This window comes from Prevotella sp. oral taxon 313, assembly GCF_003043935.1.
Lineage (GTDB): Bacteria > Bacteroidota > Bacteroidia > Bacteroidales > Bacteroidaceae > Prevotella > Prevotella jejuni.
The window spans coordinates 3,014,772-3,038,852 of the sequence record NZ_PYXE01000001.1; the positions used below are offsets into that span (position 1 = coordinate 3,014,772).

General features: G+C 39.8%; 15 protein-coding genes. 1 reads left to right on the plus strand and 14 read right to left on the minus strand.

The annotated features are described in order from the left end of the window. Positions 1–1,272 (minus strand): dynamin family protein, encoded by a 1,272-nt coding sequence (locus AXF23_RS11835; RefSeq protein WP_107625429.1) that lies wholly within the window; start codon positions 1,270–1,272, stop codon positions 1–3. Positions 1,273–2,160: 888 nt separating this feature from the next. Here AXF23_RS11835 and AXF23_RS11845 point away from each other — a divergent pair. Further along, entirely contained in the window at positions 2,161–3,933 is a 1,773-nt protein-coding gene (locus tag AXF23_RS11845) for a phosphoethanolamine transferase family (RefSeq protein WP_107625431.1), read from the plus strand. Between the two features lie 213 nt (positions 3,934–4,146). Here AXF23_RS11845 and AXF23_RS11850 read toward each other — a convergent pair whose 3' ends face one another. The 13 genes from AXF23_RS11850 to AXF23_RS11910 form a co-directional block, all read right to left on the minus strand. Continuing rightward, positions 4,147–4,605 (minus strand): DUF6078 family protein, encoded by a 459-nt coding sequence (locus tag AXF23_RS11850; RefSeq protein WP_107625432.1) that lies wholly within the window; start codon positions 4,603–4,605, stop codon positions 4,147–4,149. A 26-nt stretch (positions 4,606–4,631) separates the two neighbouring features. Beyond that, complete coding sequence (locus tag AXF23_RS11855; protein ID WP_107625433.1) at positions 4,632–5,462, minus strand: CPBP family intramembrane glutamic endopeptidase; 831 nt, start codon at positions 5,460–5,462, stop codon at positions 4,632–4,634. 329 nt (positions 5,463–5,791) lie between these two features. After that, a complete protein-coding gene (locus AXF23_RS11860) occupies positions 5,792–8,755 on the minus strand; it encodes an RNA-binding domain-containing protein (RefSeq protein WP_107625434.1) in 2,964 nt (987 codons plus the stop codon). A gap of 526 nt (positions 8,756–9,281) precedes the next feature. After that, on the minus strand, positions 9,282–10,550 hold the full coding sequence (locus AXF23_RS11865) for a PDDEXK-like family protein (RefSeq protein ID WP_233251295.1): 1,269 nt from the start codon (positions 10,548–10,550) through the stop codon (positions 9,282–9,284). Between the two features lie 323 nt (positions 10,551–10,873). Further along, positions 10,874–11,485: a DUF7255 family protein gene (locus tag AXF23_RS11870; protein ID WP_107625435.1), complete on the minus strand. Its 612-nt coding sequence runs from the start codon at positions 11,483–11,485 to the stop codon at positions 10,874–10,876. A 74-nt stretch (positions 11,486–11,559) separates the two neighbouring features. Beyond that, positions 11,560–13,467 (minus strand): molecular chaperone DnaK, encoded by a 1,908-nt coding sequence (gene dnaK / locus AXF23_RS11875; protein WP_107625436.1) that lies wholly within the window; start codon positions 13,465–13,467, stop codon positions 11,560–11,562. Positions 13,468–13,750: 283 nt separating this feature from the next. Further along, the gene (locus AXF23_RS11880; protein ID WP_107625885.1) at positions 13,751–14,371 is read right to left on the minus strand and encodes a DUF4840 domain-containing protein; all 621 of its coding nucleotides are present in this window, start codon (positions 14,369–14,371) and stop codon (positions 13,751–13,753) included. Positions 14,372–14,857: 486 nt separating this feature from the next. Beyond that, positions 14,858–16,315 carry a TrkH family potassium uptake protein gene (locus AXF23_RS11885; protein ID WP_107625437.1) on the minus strand — a complete coding sequence of 486 codons (1,458 nt, stop codon included), beginning with the start codon at positions 16,313–16,315 and terminating at the stop codon, positions 14,858–14,860. A gap of 2 nt (positions 16,316–16,317) precedes the next feature. After that, complete coding sequence (gene trkA / locus AXF23_RS11890; RefSeq protein WP_009013286.1) at positions 16,318–17,658, minus strand: Trk system potassium transporter TrkA; 1,341 nt, start codon at positions 17,656–17,658, stop codon at positions 16,318–16,320. A 60-nt stretch (positions 17,659–17,718) separates the two neighbouring features. Further along, positions 17,719–19,641 carry a 1-deoxy-D-xylulose-5-phosphate synthase gene (dxs, locus tag AXF23_RS11895; protein ID WP_107625438.1) on the minus strand — a complete coding sequence of 641 codons (1,923 nt, stop codon included), beginning with the start codon at positions 19,639–19,641 and terminating at the stop codon, positions 17,719–17,721. Positions 19,642–20,180: 539 nt separating this feature from the next. Then, positions 20,181–21,263, minus strand: a complete 1,083-nt coding sequence (locus AXF23_RS11900; protein WP_107625439.1) for an OmpA family protein — start codon at positions 21,261–21,263, stop codon at positions 20,181–20,183. A 435-nt stretch (positions 21,264–21,698) separates the two neighbouring features. Then, entirely contained in the window at positions 21,699–23,120 is a 1,422-nt protein-coding gene (locus AXF23_RS11905; protein WP_107625440.1) for an MATE family efflux transporter, read from the minus strand. A gap of 232 nt (positions 23,121–23,352) precedes the next feature. Then, positions 23,353–24,033: an FKBP-type peptidyl-prolyl cis-trans isomerase gene (locus AXF23_RS11910; RefSeq protein WP_107625441.1), complete on the minus strand. Its 681-nt coding sequence runs from the start codon at positions 24,031–24,033 to the stop codon at positions 23,353–23,355. Between the last annotated feature and the right edge of the window lie 48 nt (positions 24,034–24,081).

Here is a 24,081-nt window from a genome sequence, read left to right on the forward strand (position 1 = left end):
TTAAATTCTTATTATTTCCGATTCTAAAGTTTTTATACCAGTCATCTCTATTAATTCAGACGAAAATTCTTGTCCAATATATTGAGGAAGATGATAATATTTTTCTTTAAATAGTTTAATCATATTATGTTTTTTTATGACATCTATTTTAGTTAAACATGAAGAATCTAATCTGAACAGAAATGACGCATATGCAGAAATTGGTATTATTGTAGGATTTTTAAATCCAATTTTCATAAGATCAGACTTGTAATCGTTCAACATTTTAGGAATTGAATCTTCTTCAGGATTAAATACATCAAGTTGATTTAGGATAAATAATATAGGCTTTGTTACATTTAATTTTAAGAACTTGAGTAAGTTATGCTCGTCGTTTGTACCAAAGTACTGACAATTTGAAATGTAAAGGACGGCATCATAATTACCCTTTTTAATAACCTCTTCTGTTATTTGTTTATGACTAATATTTTCAACGTTGTTTATACCTGGTGTGTCTATAAAACAGATATGTTCATTCCCCAAAGTAGATTTGAAAGGAAATGCAGCCTCTATTAAAGTGTCACTATCCCCTTCATTAATATTACTGCTATAGGTGTACGTACCATTGTTTCTTTTGATTGTTATGCCATCATTTGAACACTTATTATGAATATATACCAATTTGTCAGTGCAAGCTGTTGTCTTTATTCTATTTAAACGATAACCAACTAATGCGTTTATTAAAGTAGATTTCCCTGCACTGACATTTGCAACCACAAGTATCTTTTTTTCTGTTCCAGACAAAACCTTATTATTAGTTTTTCTGTGTGCTATCTGGGCCGAACTTACTCCATCAATACATGACTCCCCAGTTTTGTATGCTACTAAAATCTTGTTTAAAGATTTCTTTGAGAAAAATCCACATACATTCTTGCGCAAATATTCTGATGACTTTTCAAGTTCAGCTTCGTCTAAAACACTTGCCTGTGCAAGATAAAAGACATCAAAGAAGAAAGATTCTCTCATATAAAAGAACTTCATTCCCTTTCTGTGCAATGATATTGCTTTCTTTACTGCTTCAGTATTTGCCGTCCATAGTGAATTAAGGTTATCATGTATAGCATGAATAGAATTTACCCATGCAAAAGTTATCATTTTTGCAATATCTGAGCCTTTGGATATATAATATAAACATGCAGCTAAACCTTCTACATATTGTATACGGAATTTTTCATCCATTTTTGCAATTGGATGATTATCAATATTGCATATTCTATTTAAAATCTTATCCATATTATTTATTTTGCACAAAAATACTTAAATAATTTATAAAAAACAAGGAATGTTGAGAAAAATATGGTTACAAGTACAAAATCATCGATTCGATTAATTTTAAATACTTAGAACCATGTTAATATGCGTAGATTCCAAAGATTTCATGTCGTACGATAGCCGTTTGGCTACACTCAATAGCAGTCTTTAGAAGCTAACTCGTTTTTATCCCACTCTGCCTGTTGTTGTCTATATAGATTTAATTTATTTTTTAGCTTCAGAATCTGATAGGAAATCAATATCACTTTTTCCTTGCCTATCTTCAAGCCTTCTATTAATGTGTCTATTACATTCGCATACACATCATGGTATCTTTGCTTGACAAATCTAAGTACATTCCCATCGTATAAAAGAAACTTAGGCAAGTTGGTTTGCAGTTTCCTGTCATATCTGTCATGCTCTTTTCACTTACTTTCATTTGGTACTTAACGCTTTACGAGAAATGTTAAATATGACAGCAAATGAATTTAAAACTAAATTAGGGATTTATGTAATGTTAGTCTTTGTATTCTTTTGATGCGATATACCTTTCGGACATGACAGTCCTATTTAAGTAAGTTTATAGATGGAACTGTTTTGAGTTTACGTAAGTAAGCAGATTCTCTCTGGTATTGCTTAATGCTTTTGTTATCCTTCTTCGTGGTGTAAGGAATACGAGAAAGGTCTATGTTATGAGTAAGGTCTTGCAGTTTTACGGCAGTAGCAAGGATGTTATTTTTAAGGCATTAGAAATCTCTCGCCCTTTTCATATATTTATGACGTAAGCTCGTTCATTGTAAAGGTATAACTTCTTTTGCTGAGAAAGATACTATTTTGTATCTTTGCAACTGATTATGACTACATGATAAGATGAAGAAAGAAGTAGAAAAACTGAGTACGACAAAGGTGAAACGCACTTTCGCAGATTACTTACTGAAACCGATAGAAGTAAACTCGCTTTTCTTTGTGTTTATGTTGTTGGTTGGTGTTATCATGAATGTAAGCCATCGCAACCTGTTTAGTTATTTTGAATTGCTGGCAGATGTATATGTTGTCAGCTTCCTGTTAAGCCTTTGCCCCAAGATATTACGTCGAGGGTTACAGATAATATTATGCAGTATCACGTACAGCATAGCTTTTATCGATGCTTGTTGTAAAACACTTTTCGGTACACCAATTACACCAACAATGCTGCTTTTGGCACAAGAAACGACAGGCAGAGAATCCACAGAGTTTTTCTCACAATATATTAAGCCAGAACTCTTATGGTCAACAGCAGGAGTAATCTTATTGATTGCACTGTTTCATATTGTTATGGCTGTAAGGAAGCAGACGTTTCGTAGTTCATTCTTTAAGCAACCTATCATTGCATCAACCTTGGCCGTTACCCTTTTGGTAGGCATAGCATTAAGTGTTTACGATAAGACGCAATTATATACAGCACGAAACTTGTCAGAACTTGAAGTTGCAGTAGTGAATGGCTTTGCACATATTTATCACCCTGTTGAGCGTGTCGCGTATGGACTTTATTCTAATCATTTAATAGCAAAGCAGGTTGACGGAGTGATAAAAGCAAATAGGGAGATAAAGATAGACTCATGTGCAACGACATCGCCAATCATTGTTCTCGTGGTGGGTGAGAGTGCTAATCATCATCATTCGCAGCTATACGGCTATCCCTTACCGACAACACCCCGCCAACTTGCCCTGAAAAATGGTAAAGACTCTTTAGCTGTATTTACCGATGTTGTATCGCCATGGAATCTTACAAGTAGAGTGTTCAAGCAGATATTCTCTTTACAATCAGTTGGAGAGAAAGGCGATTGGAGCGATTATGCACTCTTCCCAGCAGTATTCAAGAAAGCAGGTTATCATGTCAGTTTCTTGTCTAATCAGTTCCCGTATGGGATAAACTATACACCCGATTGGACGAATAACCTCATGGGAGGTTTCTTTCTTAATCATCCACAATTGAACAAACAGATGTTTGATTACCGAAATACCAAGATTCATTCATTCGATGATGAGCTACTAAACGATTATAAACATATCAATGTAAAAGACAAGAAGCCTCAACTGATTATCTTTCATCTATTAGGTCAGCATTTTCAATATACAATGCGCTGTAAAGACGAGATGAAGAAGTTCGGAATAAAGGATTATCCACGAAGAGACTTGACGGATGATGAAAAACAAACGATAGCTGATTATGACAATGCTACGTTTTATAATGATATTGTGTTGAGTAAGATTGTGGAGCTATTCAGACAGCAGGAGGCTATTGTTATTTATCTGTCTGATCATGGAGAGGATTGTTATGGCAAAGATGCACAAATGGCTGGTAGACTGACTGAGACAGAACAAATCGATATCAAGAAATATCACGAGGAATTTGAGATACCCTTCTGGATATGGTGCTCACCAGCTTATAGGCAAAAGCATCACAAAATATTTATGGAAACGTTGAAAGCTCAGAACAATAAGTTTATGACGGACGACCTTCCACACCTTCTCTTCTATCTTGCTGGGATAAAATCAAAAGATTATCAGAGAGAGAGGAACCTAATCTCCCCACACTTCAATAATGCTCGCCACCGCCTTGTATTGCAGAACATTGACTACGATCGAGCCTTAATGAGATAATTCAGCGTGGTCAACGATACTTATGATAATTACAAATCAATATGTATGGCGTAAATTATAGCACTATCCTACATCCTGTTTCATATTGCTGAAACTCTATTTTCACTCTGATGAAACTTGAGTTTCATGTGTCTGAAACTTGAGTTTCATAATGATGAAACAGCTGATACTGACCGATGGGACAGTAGTAAGGCGCCGAGAAGATATTTTATTTTATACACGTTTGTAGGTACGCATAAGTGTAGGGTATTGTTCTTCATAGCTGTCGAACTCAATTGCAGAGCCGTCGTAACCCATGTCTGTGAAGATATCTCTTATCTCCTTTTGCTCACTTTCAGTCAGTACACGTTCCTTTCGTTTAATCCGATAATAGGCCGTGCGGCCAAAGGTGTAGATGAGATTTTGTCGGATATCACTTAAATCAGCCACCCGCACATTGTCATATATTCGTGATATTCCCCATGCAAAACGTTCCTTGCTGTTAGGGTCGAAGAACGGACAAGGCTGCTTGTCTACAATCACATTCGTGTTCACCATCATATACTGCTCCCGTCCACCCGTTTCGAGCATCGTGTAGGCGGTGTGGCGTAAGCACTGGCTGGCTTTCTCGCAATGAGTGCCAGCACAGTGCGCATAGTCGTAGGGTAATTGGTTGTATTGTTCAATGGTCATAGGATAGGTGTTGTGGATAAATGATATTATGCCAATGTCCGCTTAAAGAAGAGTTGGCGGTCTTTTAGTACAACAATGATAGATACGATAAGTAATAATATTGTTTGTATACACTTGCTATCAGGGTGAGTTGCAAATATTTCATTGAAATAACCTGCCGTAATATGAAAGATAATAGCAACGAGGATATTTCGGTTGGTTTTATAATAAAGCCAATTCATCAAAAAGACAAAAGGGAAGATACTAACGATGAAGTTCAGACTATAAAGCCAGCCTTCGCTCACTACATTAGCATGGTAATAACCCTTAATACCTGCAAGAGGGAAATGCCAAACAGCCCAATAAGCTGCAAACAGCATAGACGTTTTGAAGAGACTCATTCGAGAACGGAGACAGTCAGTACCATAACCATGCCACGCAAGTTCCTCAAGCGTAGGCGCAAGAATAAGGAGGAACCATACAGGGAAGACACCCGAAGTGAAGGTGTAATGACCTGTAATAATGAATTGTGATGGACTGTAGCCGAACAATAGAGATACAGCCATAGCACACAAGATACTTGCTGGCATCAGTAGGCAGGCAGTGAGATAATATTGCCACTTATCAGAAGACAAGTTTAGGAATCTCCCAAGAAAGTCTTTCCGCAGTTCCTTACGCTGAAAAACCAAAATAATAGTCAGAAACATTGGGAAGAAAAGTCCTGCCAATCCCAACAATGGCGCTACCCATGTGCTTTCCGAATAAACTACATGATGACTTACATAACTGGCAGCAAACCAGAATATCCATGGGATAAGGGTTGCCAAGAGATAGAAAAGTACCGTATGGCGATACTTGATGACGATGTTTTCTTTCATATTGCTTTGATGCTATCAATAATTACAGATTACGTAAATAACAAGATGTACATGAACAGTAATAACCAATGTATTACAAAATCATCACAAATATACTTCCTACATCGCAAAGAGCCAAAATGAAACACTTAAAATACTATATATCTGATATATTTTTGATTTAGATTATCCCATGTTAAGTAAAATTGAGAACAGGCATAATAAAAAAAATCTTTCACCTAATCATTTCATTAAAGCTATAGCTATTACGAACAGTGAAACTATGCATCACAGATTCTAAACTATATAATGCTCCTTCGTACTTATTTCGAACATTGTGTAGGCTCTCACTATAGATTCTCCAGTATTTTTACATAATCCTTGGCATATAGAACAAGTTCTTCTCCTTCTATGACTTTAATCTCCTTAATTAATCCCAAATAGAAGCGACCGATACCCATAAGACTGAACACCTCCGTCTTGAGCATCATAGGGTATAGTTCCTTGTCATCTTCAGTATTATCCATCAGTACATCCAAAGAAGCAGGGTATTCTTCACGAATAAGATTATATGCCAAATTCGACAGCTTCAGTTTTACCCTCACTGGTGCATCCTTCGGATTCTCCATAATATTAAAGATATCAATCCTTAGATTCCTATGCTTATGGGCATACTTCCAGTTCTGTCCTGTTATATCTACGCTTCTAATACGTGATATCTTATATTCTCTTATTTCTTTTTTATCAATGTCATAGGTAATAGCAACCTGTTGCTTAGTAAGAATCTGATATACCTCTACATTTCTATCCTTGGTTCCACTCTTTGAAGTGTAACCGCGAAGGATAACCTGCTTACGTTCTTTACATGCCTGCCGTAACAGAAGCATCATCCGTATGTCCCTGTCTGCAGAGAATTGTATCTTCTTTTCAAGAATCGTCTTCTTGATTTCACGAGTCATAGGAATAGTAGCCCCACTCGTACGATAATAGCTTTCCTTTATATGTTCAGGACGTTCCAGTTTATCATCAAGGCAAATTATTCCATATTCGTATGGCTGCACCTGGATACGCAGTAATTCCATACCTTCATCGTTCTTCTCAATCAGGAGACGTATTCGGGTTGCAGTGATATCTCCGCCACGAATAGTGTTCTCCTCATCCATAAAAGCATGGTCTATCATATATTTGACAAACAACCGATACTTATCCATTGACATTTCTGTAATTTTATGGTTCTTATACAACCACTCAAGGTCCTGTCGAAGGTCGCTACTATATCCTTTGTCGTTGACACCGAGTAGCAACTCTCCTCCTGAGACTGTATTAAGAAAACCACAGATAGTCTTGAGGATTGTCCATTTCTGAGTGGACAGGTCCGGGCGCATATTTTGGGAAAACACTACAGACGTCTTAAATTCTAACGTATCACTTTCCTCTCCATAATAAGTGAGGTCTCTGTAAATATTCTGATAGACGTCACCCACACCAAGGAAGGATGCTATAGACCTTTTGATTCTATTAATCTCGCTGAGTTCTATCTTACCGTTCAACGTATTAGATGCCTTTATCAGCTGATCAAGGTAATCAATATCTTCTGTCGTAAAAGTATTTCTCTGTCTTTCTGGTTCAAACCGTTCATCAATATAGCATTCTAACTTTTGCATAACGTCTGATTCCCTTTTAATACGCTTATCGCCGCTGAGTTCAATATTTTCAGGAAGATACAAGGTTTTAACACTTTCCCCCATTGAGAATTTTATGATAGAATTCTGATAATTCAACTCATGTGAAAGCCAAGCACAATCATACTGGTTTCCTGCCATAAACGCAATCATTCGCGCTGCAAGCAAACGATTATAGCGTTCATAGGTATCTGTCACCAGCTGGGACTCCTTAAACAAAATGTGAGACAGGAGACTTACTGCTTCGGAAGAAATCACAGAGCCAACAGTCTTATCACTTGTAGGAATCTCACTTGGCTCACAGTATTCTATAAATTGTTCTATCAGCCATTGCTGAGCATCATCAATAAAATCCTTACCTATTAGAGAGTCATCATCTGGCGTATCTACATAAGCGAATTCAGCATTAAGAACGACGTGATGGTTTTTATCACGCTTGCAACCTTTAACAAGCACCTTAATCGGCCTTTTCTCATCCATTGTAGAAAGGCTTTCACCAAAGATATTGACAAGAAGACCATCCCTGGTAATACATCTTATTCCTCCATTAAACTCCTCAAAGAATACTGCATCGCAACTATCGTGTACAGCAGCTTTACCTTGAGTCTCATAGAAATTATCGAAGGAATCATCAAGGCTGAATACGTAGCCCATCTCCTCTATTCGCTTTACCTTGAGATAATCACCAACTCTCAACACCTGCCACCAATGTTCTATTGGGATAAAACAAAAATTATTTGTAATAAAAACCTTACCCTTAACTTTCTCATATTTAGGATCAATACTTTCCGCCTGCACATCACCATCAACAAATGTAACCTTAACGATCAACTCATCTTCAGGCATATATTCTTTTGGTTTGCAAATAGGGGATGGTTGGACTTTTTGTTGCTCATTATACAAGTCTCTAGAGAGTTGAAATAATCCAGGGAACTCCGTCTTATTAGACCTTTCATACTTCTTGGTCATAATATCAAGGTAAGAGTTTACCTCTATCTGCTTAGTCACTTGGGTTTTCTGATATTGGCAAAGATTCATATTTACCAAAGCAATATGATTGTTTTCCATACGCAGGAGTCCCCTGCCTTCATAATACCAATAGGGTGATTCTGGAGCCTTGCCAAATTGTGTCTGTGACAACTTAGTTGCAAGGATGTATGGGGTGAAATTCTCTTTTGTCAAATCATCCCAAGAAAATCCGTACCGCACGACAGGTGCCCCTATTGCAGCTTCATAAGCAAGTACTTGTATTTCTGATAGGACTTGACTGTTATCGCAGTAGCTGTTGAGAAGAAGATAATCAGCTAACAAAAGCAAAACATTATGATCCTGTTGATGTTTCTTGTCAGATGCAAGCAGATAGGTAGCTATCATTCTTAAATGAAGTGATTCATTCTGATTCCAAACGTTTGAGGCACTAGAACTCAGGTTACACAAAGCCATATCTCCAGTCAGATCTGTAACAACCTGCCCAAGACATAAATAGCTTTTATCAAAATCGTTATCAGAAGTTTCTTCGTCAATCTTGTAATTATACAATCTCAAATAACGAAGCAGATTTTCAAAGTTGTCTACCACGTATTCCTTCCTTACTTCCAACCAAAAAGTTGGCTGATTCTTATTCTCTGCCATAGATTAAATATTAAAAATACAAACATACAAAAATTAAATGAGAACAAATATATTTTGCGGATTAAAATAATACAGACATCCTATATTCTCTCGAGTCGCTTTCACGCTATAAGTCAGCAGACAACACATTGACATTGAGACGTAAAAAATCTTATCCAGTTTTTCACGGATTATTTTTATTTTGCTGTCACTCCTATCAGCCACTTACGACTTATAACACTTTATAAATCAATAAACTACCGTAAATGTTAAAAATGACAGCAAACAGTTTTCAAACTTAGTGTAGTAGATAAAACAATGCTACGGAGATATTGCTCTCCTTATATATCAGTAAACGCTCAGTCAATTAAAGAAATAAAAAGCAACAAGATTAACCATTTTCCTGTCGTCAGGAAAATGGTATAAAAGGGGAGATTAGAAGAATTTTTGATGGTGATGTATAACTACCTAATTATAGCGTTATGCCATATTAAAATAATTATTTTTGTGAACATACCAATCCTATTAAGCATTAATAGAAAATAATTCATAGTTCTATAAAATCTATATTTACATAGTTATGCCTTCTGTCAAATTCATTAAAGTCCTGCACGCATTCTTTTATCTCTTTTTGAATATCCTTGTTAAACAGTTTTCTATATACATATTCTCGTCTCCAGTCATTATATTCAAAATCTTTTATATAAGCCCACCATTCTTCAGAACGTCCATCATGAGTCTTTTCTTGGATTCTCTCTTTAATATTTTCATTATCTTCTCTCGTTTTTGGACTATTATACCTTATCCCATAGCTTAGCTTATTGAAATTAGCATTCTTAAATTCAAAGCATATCTTTGCATAGCTCCATTCTTTCTTCCAAAGAAGGAAGTGACTGTACTGCTGTTGCCAATAACCATTCTCTGTCCGGAACTCTAATTCCAGCCTCAACTCGTTGGCTATTTCCTCAACTTGCTTTCTTAACTCTACACCAATAACCTTATTGAGGATTCGATTATAGTTATCATGTATTCGGATTGCAGTAAAGATATTCTCGGAGTTCGCAAGTAATTCTATCAACTCCTTCTGTTTTTGCTCGTCCATATTCTGATACGTTAATAATGATAATATGTTCCTATATTGTATAATTGTCTCTCTTACTAAGGGCTTATCAAAAGCTTTCTCGGTACACTTCTGAAGCCACGGACGTATAAAATCTCTATAAGAAATACAAAAGTAATCTTCGTTTTTCTTCATCTTCCTACTGCTTCCAGTAACGGATATATCATGAGGAGAATGTCCATCTAAGGTCAGATATAAAATTAGGGAATTCTCCAAACCATATTTTTGATCAGCAAATTGATAATACCTATAGAGTTGTTTAGTTTGGTCGCTGGCATAAATTTTATTTTCTATGATAATAGCTTTTGTCTTATCACCTTGTATACTACCTGATTTTATCAGAATATCCATTCTTCCACCTTCTTCATTATCTCCCGAGATACCACCTATCGACTTTTCTACATCTACAGTAGCATTGGTTGAATCAAAAACAAAGTTAGAGCATTTACTATCGCAAACTAAGTCATGGAGTTGCTGGCAAAACAACTCTAAGAATGCTGTTCCACAACTATGCGTACCTTTTGGATCCATCAATGCTGCAAGCATAGCTGAGTGCGTACGAACTTCATCATTCTCAACGTGCATTATCTTAAAAACATTAAAGTCTTCTCCACGCTTACTTTTTTCTTTCTTCAAGATTTCATCTTCATCTATAAACCTTCGAATCTTATGCAATAGCTCTTTAATATCTTCCATAAATTATTGTTTTTCTTTATAATCTAAATCAGCCACCCACATGTCATTATAGCTTCGTGATATTTCCTCATGAAAAATGTTCCTTACAAACTGATGCAAAGAGCTGATAAAATTGGAAGTTCGTAATCACTTTTAAGTTTAATATCATATACTACTATCTTCTACCCATTTCTCATATCGTATAGACTATATGATACAAACACTGACTGACCTTCTCGCAGTGAGTGCCAGCACAGTGTGCGTAATCGTAGGATAATCAGTTGTATTCTTCAAGGGGTCATAGGATATTCTTCTTCAATATTATGTAATGTCATAAGTGATTCCTACATCCACTCATCGACTGTCGTCCTTACTAAATCTAAAATCATAGTCTTATCTTTAGACTCTATAATATCTTGGACATTCTTACCCTTAAATGTTTGATAAATAGATAAACGGATAACAGGAATTCCGCTTATAACTCCAGTAATATCTCTTAGGAAATCATAAAAGGCACGTTGCTTCCATCTTGAACTCCCAGCTCCATTTAAACATCCATTATCATTACTTTTCATAAACAAATTCTCTGAAGAATCGGATTTCCAATATCCTCCGAATTTACGGCAACGAGACTCATATTGTTCACAAAATTGTTTATATGCCTCCAAAGGGAATCCCTTTATGCTCTGATAAATATTAGAGTTTAAGGTCTTTAATCTATATCTATTGAAATGATTCTCTTCATCTAATTCTATTATAAACTTAGGGGTTGAGATGTCCCATGGACCAAAAGTTAAAGGAGGTTCTTCCTGTGTTCCCCCTAATTCTTTGTAGATTCTTTCTACTTCAAAATACAGTTCAGATGAAAGTGAGAACTGATTCTTAGTTAGTTTTGGGTGCTTCTTTTCTCCATATTCTTGCAATACAATTTGCTTTAAGATATTCTCTTTTTTCATTGTTTAGATTGAATAAAACAAAAGAGGAGAATATAAGAATCCCCTCTTTTATTGTAATATACTTATTATGTTCTTTACTTAACTTCCTCAAAGTCTGCATCTTGGATGGTGTCATCCTGCTTTGGCTGCTCCTGCTGACCAGCATCTGCTCCTGGCTGAGGACCTGCCTGCTGACCGCCTGCTTGGCTGTACATCTGCTGTGATGCTGCCTGCATAACGGTGTTGAGGTTGTTGATAGCTGTGTCGATTGCTGCAACGTCAGCTGACTTGTGAGCATCCTTGAGCTGCTGGAGAGCAGACTCGACGCCTGACTTCTGGTCAGCTGGAATCTTATCACCGTTGTCCTTCAAGAAGTTCTCGGTGGTGAAGATCATTGAGTCAGCCTGATTCAGCTTGTCAATCTTCTCACGCTCTGCCTTGTCGGCTGCTGCATTCTGCTCAGCCTCAGCCTTCATACGGTTGATTTCGTCCTCGCTTAAGCCGCTTGAAGCCTCGATGCGGATGCTCTGCTCCTTACCTGTTGCCTTGTCCTTAGCTGATACGTTAAGGATACCGTTAGCATCGATGTCGAATGTTACCTCAATCTGTGGAACACCACGGCGAGCTGGAGCAATACCTGTCAAGTTGAACTGACCGATAGACTTGTTCTGTGCTGCCATTGGACGCTCACCCTGCAGAACGTGGATAGTAACCTCTGTCTGGTTATCAGCTGCAGTAGAGAACACCTCACTCTTCTTGCAAGGTATAGTAGAGTTTGCATCGATCAGCTTTGTCATCACACCACCCATTGTCTCGATACCGAGGGTCAATGGAGTTACGTCGAGCAATACGATGTCGCCTACACCGCTCTCCTTATTAAGGATAGCACCCTGAATAGCTGCACCAACAGCAACTACCTCATCAGGGTTTACACCCTTTGAAGGCTCCTTACCGAAGTAGTTCTTAACCAATGTCTGCACTGCAGGAATACGGCTTGAACCACCTACGAGGATAACCTCATCGATATCTGATGTCTGCAACTTAGCGTCGCGGATAGCATTCTGGCATGGAACGAGACAAGCTTGGATAAGGCTATGTGCCAACTGCTCGAACTGTGAGCGAGTCAAAGTCTTTACCAAGTGCTTTGGAACGCCACCTTCTGCAGTGATGTAAGGCAAGTTAATCTCAGTAGAAGAAGAGCTTGAAAGTTCAATCTTAGCCTTCTCAGCAGCTTCCTTCAGACGTTGCATTGCCATTGGATCCTTTGTGAGGTCAACACCTTCTTCAGCCTTAAAGCCATTAACTAACCAATCAATGATTACTTGGTCGAAGTCATCACCACCAAGGTGAGTATCACCATTAGTAGAGAGCACCTCGAATACACCGCCACCGAACTCAAGGATTGAGATATCGAACGTACCACCACCAAGGTCGAATACGGCAATCTTCATATCCTTATTAGCCTTGTCAACACCGTAAGCAAGCGCTGCAGCAGTAGGCTCATTCACGATACGCTGTACATTAAGACCTGCAATCTGACCAGCTTCCTTGGTAGCCTGACGCTGTGAGTCAGAGAAGTAAGCAGGTACAGTGATAACTGCATCAGTTACTTCTTGGCCGAGATAGTCCTCAGCAGTCTTCTTCATCTTCTGCAGAATCATTGCAGAAATCTCCTGTGGAGTATATTTGCGGTCGTCAATCTGTACACGTGGATAGCCACCTTCATTAACAACCTTGAATGGAACACGCTCAGCCTCTTTCTTACACTGCTCGTAGGTCTCACCCATGAAACGCTTAATAGAGTAGATGGTCTTCTCTGGGTTTGTGATAGCCTGACGCTTAGCAGGGTCACCTACCTTACGTTCGCCACCCTCAACGAAGCCTACAACAGAAGGTGTTGTACGCTTACCTTCGCTGTTAGCAATTACTACTGGCTCGTTACCTTCAAATACAGCAACACAAGAGTTTGTTGTTCCTAAGTCAATTCCAATAATCTTTCCCATAATTGTATATCTTTTTTTTATTATTATTCGTATTCAGTTATTGACGCTTATTGCTATAACTCTACCAGACGTGATTGTCTGTCGCTATCGTTTTCAGCGTCGTTCGCCTATAATTAGACAAATGATATGCCAACAGAGGAGAACTGACATAATGGCAGATGATATGACAGTTTAGCGGTGACAGACGGAATGATAGTGTCTATGTTGGCACACATAAAAGCCGAGAAAAGTCAAATACGGACTTCCCTCGGCTTTTATTAATTCTATTATAAGGCCCTTATTCCTATAACTTTGGCTTAGAGTAAATAAGGAAAGTAGTCAGAGGACTTGTAGCTAAATCATCGAATACACCATCAACAAACACACCTACTCCCTTTAGGTAACAAGCTGACGTTTTTGATTCAGTATCGTAACCACCGTAAGTAAAGCTTGGGTCAAATCGAAAATGGATACTAATATCGTGTACCTGACCTTTATATGTCATCTTACCTAAGTTTATAGCGTAAGGAGCAGCAAGGAAAAGAATAGGCTTCACACTGTATACCCCGATGGCACACTTGATTTCCTGGTCTGGTAAAGCAGCTATTGTCTTTCTTAAAACAGAGTCCTTAATGTTAGCTGCTAACATTCTACTTGGGAAATTTCGTATAACAAGTGTGGAGTCATCTTTGATTTCCCAGCTGCTATTCACTGAGTCTTTCTTCTCTGATTTGCCAGTCCTATCATTTAGACCATACTGATAGATCTTTCCTTGATAAGAGCCTTGAATCAACTTACTTGCAGCTTTCAGTTCTTCTGCTGATGGCAGTTTTGCCCTGCTCTCATAGTCGTCGTTAAGACAAGAGGCTAATGAGAATGTTGCAAGGAATGCAATAGCTAAAAATAATAAGTTCTTTCTTTTCATTGTAGTACGTTTTGGTTTATTGTTTTGTATGTGGACCTCCATTATATGGAAATCACCATAGTACTTGTTTTAAGTTTATCGTTTACAAAAATACAAATTCTCTACAGAACTCCAACACAAATACTGTTAAAAGTCTGATAAGAGGTGTGTTTGGTTGTTTCTACCATCTGTGTTGAATCTTTTTCTGCCTTTCTATGGGGTGGTTTCAGCGTGTTTTAGGGAATTATTAAGTGATATAAGATAGGAAGAGGAAGGGGGAGAAAGTGGTAGACGACAGTCGTCAATGTTTTATTATCACGGTAATAAATATTTTTCTTCATGAAAAGAAATATTTTTTCTCGTGAAGATAAATATTTTTTCTCGTGAAGATAAATATTTTTTTTCATGAAAATAATTTGTTGATGACAGTTGTAGAGGAAAAATAAAAGCCTTTATGAGGTATCATCTTGAAACGAGTATGATCCTGATAAAGGCTTTTGTCCATCATTAGTTCTCCTTCCAAAAGGCCGGAGTAAATAGTACTAAGACTGTAAACAACTCCAGACGACCTACGAGCATAAGGAAGGAACAAATCCATTTAGCCAAGTCTGGCAGTTGTGCCCATGACATGGTAGGTCCAATCTCCATACCTAAAGTTGGTCCGACATTACCCAATGAACTCAATGTAATTGTGATAGCATTCGTGTTATCAATGCCAACTGCAATCATTGTGAAGGCACAGAAAAGAGTTAGGATGAGGTAAAGTCCTACGAAACCTAAGAGGGTTACACGCTTAGACTGTGGGATGTTTACACCATCAATCTTCATTGGTAAGACTGCATTCGGGTGTAGAATCTGACGGAACTCATTGCGTACCACCTTCAAAAGCATTACGCCACGAATACTCTTAATACCGCCACTTGTTGAACCAGAACAGCCTCCAAAGAACATACAAGCAGCTAAGACTACCCACGTAACATGAGGCCATTTACCAGCATCATCACTGAAGAGACCCGTCGTAGTAATAAAGGACACCACCTGGAAAAGTGCACTACGGAAGGCGTGTTCTATGTCATAATGATTACGATAGACGAGTTCTGCTGCGATGAAGATGGCAAACGCCAGTACCATAATCGTATAGAAACGGAACTCACTATTCTTTATAAGTTTCTTGATGTCCAACCCCACGGCCGAAGCATACAACAAAGTAAAGTTGACACCAGAGAGGAAACAGAATAAGGCACAGACATACTCTTCTGTAGGAGAGTGGAAAGTAGCGATAGAACCACTCTCCGTAGAGAACCCTCCTGTCGCCGTACTGGTCATTGAATAGTTGAAGGCATCGAACCATCCCATGCCACAAACCTTATAGGAGAGGATACAAGTGATGGTTAGAACTAAATAAACCACCCATATCCACTTAGCACTCGTACTCAATCGGGGATGTAGCTTACTCTTAATAGGGCCGGTAGCCTCGGCAGCAAACACCTTTACCGAACCTCCTACCATAGAGGGAAGGATGGCAATAGTAAAGAATACGATACCTAATCCTCCTATCCATTGCGTTAGTGAACGCCAAAAGAGGAGTCCTTTAGGGAGATACTCAGGATAGTCAATGATGGATGCTCCCGTCGTAGTAAAGCCTGACATTGCTTCAAAGAAAGCATCTGTGAAACTCTTAATACCACCACTCAACATAAAAGGTAGTGTACCGAAGAGCGTAAAGAATATCCAAGATACCGTTACAACGAAGTAAGCATCACGACGTCCCAAGAGGTTATCGGCATTGCGTCCAAGCAATCGTAAGGACAAACCTGCGCCCAACGTAATGAGAATACTCCACACGAAAGGCATGATATCGGTGCCTTGATAAAGTATTGCAACAAACAGACAAACGAGCATCAATACACCCTCTATCCATAGCAACGAGCCAAGTATCTTGGAAATAAGTCTCAGATTAAGCATGGTTAAATAAACAATTTCTCTACCTTTTTAATATCGACATTATAACAGAATACCACCACAGAGTCGCCAGCCTCAATCTGTGTGTTACCAGAAACAAGCATTCCTTCCCCGTTTCTTACGAGTCCACCGATGGTCATTCCCTTTGGAAGATTAAGCTCTCGGACAACTTTCCGAGTCACTTTCGAGTTAGGGCTGGGTACAAACTCAGCCACATCAGCATTGACAGACATAAGGAACTTCACGTTCTCTACGTTTGCATCGAGTAGCATCTGATAAATATGACTGGCTGCAAGCGCCTTCTTATTGATAATCGTACCAATATCCAGACCGTCTGCAGTAGCCACATAATCGAAGTTCTCAACTGATGCTACCGTCTTACGAACGCCCAATCGCTTAGCTGTCAGACAAGCTAAGATATTCGTCTCAGCATTAGACGTTAGCGCCACAAAGGCTTGTGTGTGGCGTATTCCTTCTTCTTGTAATAAGGCAATATCCCGTCCATCACCATTAATGACCAATCGGTCTTCACTGAAGACATCGTTTAGAACCTCGCAGCGGGCGGGGTTTTGTTCGATAATCTTTGCGTTCATGTATTCTGGTAACATTTTCACCGCACGTGCAGCAGTCTTGCCTCCACCCATGAAGATAACATTCTGTACATCAACATATTGTTCTTTACCAACAATCTTACGAATGTATGGGATATACTGCTTTGTGGTCATGAAATAAACGAGGTCATACAACTGTAGCGTATCATTACCACCAGGGATGATAGTCTCCTCGTTATGTTTGATAGCAACGACGTGATAAGGGTCGTCAGGTCCACTTATCTCACGCAGAGGACGGTTAAGAATCTCACAACTCTCACGCACCTTAATACCTAACATCACTAAAGCGCCGTCGTGTACATCCCAACGCTGGCGCACCCAAGACATTTTTAGACCGTTGATGATGTCCTTTGCTGCAAGTATCTCCGGATAGATGATATCGTTGATACCCATCTGACGAAAGAGCTCTTTGTTCTGTTCTTCCACATACTCAGGGTTGTCAACACGTGCTACCGTCTTCTTCGCACCCAACTGGTGTGCTATAACACAGGCAGCAATATTAGCCGATTCGTTTGGCGTTACTGCTATAAAGAGGTCGGCATGCTCTGCACCAGCATCTTTTAGACCTTTAATATTCGTAGCAGAGCATTCCATCGTAAGCAAGTCGTACTCATTACCGATTTTCTCCAGGTTCTCTGGGTTCTCATCCATGAGCACAATGTCTTGCATGTTACGTGAGAGTAGCTTTGCCAAATAGGTTCCTATGGCGTAAGCGCCTGATATAATGATTTTCATACCTTATTCTTTTAGAGATGAAACGAGGGAGTATATAGTAGGTAGTAGGGGAATGGTTTGTTATTCGTTACTATCCAGCAACCTTTTCTTGATGCTTTCTATGTCTATTCCACAGATTTCACGCAGTTGCTGAACAGTTCCCTGTTCTACGAAGTGATCTGGCATTCCCATACGAGTGATATGTGGTGTATAACCATGATCACTCATCCATTCGGTCACAGCTGAGCCTAAACCACCATTGCGTACACCATCTTCTATCGTTATGATGCGTGAGAAGCGGTTGCCTACCTCTTCAAGGATTTTCTCATCTAAGGGCTTTAGGAAGCGCATATCATAATGGGCTATTGACGGGCAATGCCCATTTGAGGTTGATGACTCTGCTCCCTCTACCAGTTTAATAGCCTTTTCAACATCATTACCGATAGGACCGATACTCAATACAGCCACATCCCAACCATCGTGGATACGTCGTCCTGTTCCCACTTCAATCTCTTTGAGAGGACATTCCCAATCTGTTAGCACACCCTTCCCACGTGGATAACGGATTACGAAGGTACCTTTTCTTGGCAACTGTGCCGTGTACATCAATCGACGTAACTCGCGTTCGTCCATTGGGGAAGCGATTGTAAGATTTGGAATAGGACGTAAGAAGGCCATGTCGAAAGCTCCATGATGGGTCGCACCATCCTCACCCACTAAGCCAGCACGGTCTAAGCATATAACAACAGGAAGATTGAGGATAGCAGTGTCATGGATGATACTATCGTATGCACGTTGTGAGAAAGCACTATAAATATTGCAAAAAGGCTGCAAACCATCCTTTGCCATGCCCGCAGAGAAAGTCACTGCATGGGCTTCAGCAATACCAACATCGAATGTTCTCTCAGGCATAACGTCCATCATAATATTCATCGAACAACCTGTTGGCATGGCCGGCGTTACTCCAACAATGCGTTTATTCTTCTTGGCAAGTTCTAACAGTGTCTTACCAAACACGTCTTGGAACTTAGGAGGTTCGTTACTGCTGTCTTGGACAATACGCTTACCCGTCTCTGGATCAAACTTACCAGGGGCATGCCATACCGTTGCGCTCTTCTCAGCTGGTTCGTATCCTTTTCCCTTCTTGGTGTGCAGATGAAGTAGCTTTGGGCCCTTCATGTCTTTCAACTGGCGAAGGATACGCACTAATTCCTCAACATTATTACCATCAAAAGGACCAAAGTAGCGGATATTCATGCCTTCGAACATATTCTGTTGATGTGATAAAGCCGACTTTAACGCATTGTTAAAGCGCAACAAGCCTTTGCGACGTTCGTCATTCAGTAGACCTTTATCACGCAACCACTGTGATGCCTTGAAGCGTAGTCGGTTATAAGTCTCGTTGGTATCGAGCTTTAATAGATATTGCTCCATACCTCCCACAGCTCTGTCAATAGACATGTCATTATCATTCAGAATGATAAGCAAGTCATTAGGTTGACTGGAGACATTGTTCAGTCCTTCGAAGGCTAAGCCTCCACTCATTGCACCATCACCAATGATGGCAACCACATGACGCTGCTGCTTCGTCAGTTTAGAAGCAACCGCCATACCCAATGCGGCAGAGATAGAGTTAGAGGCATGCCCACAAGTAAACGTGTCGTATTCGCTCTCAAAAGGAGAGGGGAAAGGCATTAATCCGTTTAACTTACGATTATTACAGAAGTTCTCACGTCGACCAGTAAGAATCTTGTGTCCGTATGCTTGATGTCCTACATCCCAAACGAGACGATCTTCTGGAGTATTAAAAACATAGTGGCAGGCTACCGTTATCTCAGTTGCTCCTAAGCTGGAGGCAAGATGACCTGGATTGACGGCAACCTCTTCAATGATATCTTTTCGCAACTGCTGACATAATCTTGGCAATTCATCTAACGTTAACTTGCGCAAGTCGGCAGGTGACTGTATTTTATTTAGAAGGTCGAACTTATTTTCCTTTGACATTGTCGAATAACATGAAAACAATGCAAAGGTACGCTAAATAGCTTAAAAAGCAAAATAAAACAGTGAGGTATTCTGTTATTTATCCCAAAACGAGCCTTATATGAATGTTTGATTTTGATTACTCAAACATGGAGATAGCGATACTACTTATTAGAAGAAATGTTTTTAAGATGGTATGTTGTTACTCATAAAGCTTCGTGTAATCTTACTATAAACTAATATGATACCCGCTTACAAAAGGTTAACAGCAATGAAAAGGAGTTTTGTTTGGTGGAGTCTTACTCTTGATAAGGTGTTATAGATTCAGGTGGTAATGGGCAGTAGAATAGTGGACATTCAGCACTTCATATATAACGTAGTGTGTCTACTTCTATTCTCGTCTTTCTTCTGCAAAGTCCCACACTAAGTTCTTATAAAGAGTGGATAGAAGTATGGAATGATGAGAGTATATAAAAACAATAGGGATGAACCTTAAAGATTCATCCCTATCAGTTATTTTTGTCAACTAACCTTTACCGGTTAGTGAGATGTTAGCTTGATTACTTAACGTAAACAACAGCCAAACGGTTAGATGTTACACCCTGTACACCCTGACCCTTAGCCTCATCAACGATGACACCACGGCTCTGGAGATACTTAGCAACAACGTCTGCACGGTTCTGAGAGAGGCGGTCGTTGAATGCCTTAGAACCCTCTGGAGAAGCTGTACCTACGATCTGTACGTGACGGCCAGACTTAACCTCGTCAAGAGCCTTCTTAGCATCGTTTGTAAGGAAGTACTTACCTTGAGCGAATGTTACGAATACCAAGTTGTCAATGCAGAGAGTCTGAGTTGTCTGTGCAGGAACTTCCTTAACAACTTCCTTAACGACTTCCTTGATAACCTCCTTTGGTTTAGCGTTAAGCTGGTCACGGAGAGAGTTAATCTCATCGTTCAACTCACCAACATTCCAAACCTTGAAGTTGTGAGTACCATTAGAAGTCTTGAACTTGTAGTTAAGACCTACGAAGAGACCGAGCTGTGCTGCCTGCTTTCCAAACTGAATAGCATCGCCAGGACCGTGGGTGAGGTTCCAGAGAACTGCTGGCTCAACATAAAGCTGCCAAGCTCTCTTTTCACCAAGGTTGTAAGCGAATGTAAGACCAGTCTTAGCTGTCAACTCTGTATCATCACCAGTGTTACCAGTCTGAATGAGGTGCTTGTCACCGTAAGTAATCCAGTAACCGATACCTGCCTCAGCTCCTACCTCGAAACGACGGTCTGGGTTGTACTCGCAGAAAAGGTTTGTGAAGTTGATAGTACCATTCAAACCGAGGTTGATAGCACGAACAACAGTGTGGCTGTTAGAGAAACCTAATGAACCAGTCTGCCAACGGTTGTCACCGAAGAAAGCAAGACCCTCGAGGTTTGCACCATAAACTGGGCTGAACTGCTTACCGAGCTTAAGACCTGCTACAGGGTTAACTGGAGCGAAATGTTTGAAATTAAGAGGACCTGTAACACCACCCTCAACGCCGAGGTAAATGTTGTCAAATGCCTTAGCCTTCTCGTAAGCTACCTGAGCTTGTGTACTTGTGATACCCATAGCGAGCATCGAAAGTGCAATCAAAAACTTTTTCATAAATGCTTAATATTAATTCTGTTAATTTTAGCGACTTAATTATATTCGGTGTGCAAAGGTAGCACTTTTTTTGAATAGACTACATTATTTCATAGAAAAAATTCTAATTTTTAGGTAAAAAAGTGCTTTTTCAACATCTTTTTCAGCGTTTTAGACAATAAAACGGGCTAAAAGTGGTTATGTAGCTCGTTCCTTTCTGCACGGAAAAGGGCAACGAAGAAGGGCTAATCTACCAATAAATGTTTCCTATTAAACAATGCCTATAGGATGTTTCCATCCTCTTTAAGACACAAGGGTATGATTTTCTAATCTTTTGGAAAGTCTCCCTTCGCATGTCTCTTTCCACCTTATTATATATAATATATCTTTTCCTATTGACATATCTACGTATAAGAGGGTGATTCTCAATAATATTTTTTAGTCATTCCTCCTTATTTAAGTCTTTCGGAGACGCTTGAAAAGATAGAAGATAAACATCATACCACGTAGAGAAAGCTCGACAGCCATTGCAAACCACACACCACGCAGACCGTACTGGGACGCAAGGCAATAGGCTAATGTCAGACGGATAAGCCACATACTACCTAAATTAATCATCGAAGGTTTCAATGTGTCACCTGCTCCGACACAGACGCTATATGCCACGATGGCTGCTGCAAAGAATGGTTCGGCAAATGCTTCGATGCGGAGAATAGAAGTTCCCAAGTCTTGAATGGCTGTAACAGGAGATAAGAGTCCTATCATTTCTGGGGCAAAGATATACATCACAACACCCATGAAGGCCATGACTATCATACCAAGGAAGACGGTCATCCATGCGAAACTACGATGGAGGTCACGCCTGTCAGCTCCCACACTCTGGCCTACTAAGGTTGTGGCAGCCTCACTGATGCCATATCCAGACATGTAACATAAACTCTCAGCTGTAATAGCAAACGAATGTGCAGCAATTGCAATGTTACCCAAAGGAGCCACGATCATTGTTGATACGAGTTGAGCACCATTCATGAGTAGGTACTGTAAACCCATTGGTGCACTAATCTTCAGTGCGTTCCAGATATACTGCCATCGCCATGAGAAGCGTTCTGTATCTTGTTTCCATGCCAAGATAGGACTGCGGGAGATGGCATAATAAGCCAAGGGTAAAGCGACACAGACGAAGGCTAAGAGGCTACCGAGGGCTGCACCAGCAACACCAGCACCCAAGCCTGGCATTGTCAGCTCTATCCCGAAGAGTGAGATAGTACGTGTAGGAAATATCAGAAAGTAGTTGAAAATAACGTCCAACACGCACATCAGTATTGCCATCATACTTGGACGACGCATGTCACCAGCCACTTTAAGCATAGCTCCCGACATGTATTCTATCAGATGAAATGGTGTGATACAGGAGAAGATGAGGAAATAGACCATTGCATCATGCTGTATATCAGTTCCTCCACCGAGCCATATAGGGAGTCGTGGACCAATAAGGAAGGCGATAAGTAGCATTAACAACGAGAAGCAAAGTCCAAAGACATAGCCATGCCGCATGACTGCACGTGCTTTTGGAAAGTCATTCGCACCAATGAAATGAGCCACTTGTACAGAGAAACCCATCGTCACGGCACTCACTAAAGAGAAGATAAGCCATGTGGCTGGTTCGACAAGTCCGATGGCTGCTGATGGTTCTGCACCAAGCGATCCCACCATTCCTGCATCGATATAAAACATCAGTACCGTTGTTACTTGCGCTAAGATAGATGGGACACTGAGTTGGATAATGAGATTAAATTTCTCATTCCTGCTCATCATCCCACCATTTCTAATCTTGGTGAGAAGCCTATCTGTGACGGATTTACGGAAGGATAAATGCACGGAACTACTATGATATCTGACGAGTGAAACCTAAGTAATAAATCAAGAAAGATGCGTGAAAGGGAGAGGCAGAAGACGTCATAGAAGGAGGGGTAGCTTATGAAAAGAGAAAAAGGGACATCAATCTCGTCTGTTCACTTCTGTTCTAAAAACGAACACACGAGACTTTGTGTCCCTATACTATAAGACTAAAACTCGTTCTGACCTTCTTGTGCAGCCTTTATGCTACCTTTTAATCCTTCAACTTCACGCCTGGATGAGAGAAATCATTCAATCGTAAATCAAAGATGAGGGTTGAGTAAGCTGGTACAACACCAGAGTTCTTCTCACCATAACCCAACTGATAAGGGATGTAAACAGTCCAATGATCGCCACGGTGCATTGACATTAAGGCAGTTGTGAAGCCATCGACAAGACTCGTCGGCTTACCCTCAGCATCGTATGTCAGTCCGATGTAGCTGTGTACAGGGCGTGATGTTGCAGCGTTGAACTGGTTGCTTGACCATGACTTATCAAAGATAAGCCCCGATGTATAAGTCGTAGATGGAATCAGTCGACCCATATAGTGCATAGACACAGAGTCAGAATACAACGGACTTGTCGTGCCTGTCCCTGCCTGTTCTACGTGTGCAATGATATAGTTTTCTGGACGATAAGTAAGTGCAGAACCTGTAGTTTGCTTCTGATTTTGGAAGGTGTAATTAAGTATTATCTTCCAAGAAATGTCGCCACCCTTAATCTTCTGTTGGGTAGTCGTGTATAGATTATCCCAATAGGTCTCGTTTTTCGACTGCCAATTAGCATATTCTTCTACAGTATCATCATTCTCAGTACATGAGGTGAAGAGGCCTGCAGACAGCATCATTCCACCTAAGCAGAAGATACCAATCAAGGTCTTAATATTCTTTGTCATAGTCTGTTATTTGGCTATAAAAAGTTGACAGGACAAGTTCTCTTGTTC

Coding starts and splice junctions, on each gene's coding strand:
- trkA (WP_009013286.1), bottom strand. CDS start 17,658: ATGAAAATCATTATATCAGGCGCTTACGCCATAGGAACCTATTTGGCA.
- AXF23_RS11835 (WP_107625429.1), bottom strand. CDS start 1,272: ATGGATAAGATTTTAAATAGAATATGCAATATTGATAATCATCCAATT.
- dxs (WP_107625438.1), bottom strand. CDS start 19,641: ATGTCAAAGGAAAATAAGTTCGACCTTCTAAATAAAATACAGTCACCT.
- AXF23_RS11855 (WP_107625433.1), bottom strand. CDS start 5,462: ATGAAAGAAAACATCGTCATCAAGTATCGCCATACGGTACTTTTCTAT.
- AXF23_RS11845 (WP_107625431.1), top strand. CDS start 2,161: ATGAAGAAAGAAGTAGAAAAACTGAGTACGACAAAGGTGAAACGCACT.
- AXF23_RS11850 (WP_107625432.1), bottom strand. CDS start 4,605: ATGACCATTGAACAATACAACCAATTACCCTACGACTATGCGCACTGT.
- AXF23_RS11865 (WP_233251295.1), bottom strand. CDS start 10,550: ATGGAAGATATTAAAGAGCTATTGCATAAGATTCGAAGGTTTATAGAT.
- AXF23_RS11870 (WP_107625435.1), bottom strand. CDS start 11,485: ATGAAAAAAGAGAATATCTTAAAGCAAATTGTATTGCAAGAATATGGA.
- AXF23_RS11860 (WP_107625434.1), bottom strand. CDS start 8,755: ATGGCAGAGAATAAGAATCAGCCAACTTTTTGGTTGGAAGTAAGGAAG.
- dnaK (WP_107625436.1), bottom strand. CDS start 13,467: ATGGGAAAGATTATTGGAATTGACTTAGGAACAACAAACTCTTGTGTT.
- AXF23_RS11900 (WP_107625439.1), bottom strand. CDS start 21,263: ATGAAAAAGTTTTTGATTGCACTTTCGATGCTCGCTATGGGTATCACA.
- AXF23_RS11910 (WP_107625441.1), bottom strand. CDS start 24,033: ATGACAAAGAATATTAAGACCTTGATTGGTATCTTCTGCTTAGGTGGA.
- AXF23_RS11880 (WP_107625885.1), bottom strand. CDS start 14,371: ATGAAAAGAAAGAACTTATTATTTTTAGCTATTGCATTCCTTGCAACA.
- AXF23_RS11885 (WP_107625437.1), bottom strand. CDS start 16,315: ATGCTTAATCTGAGACTTATTTCCAAGATACTTGGCTCGTTGCTATGG.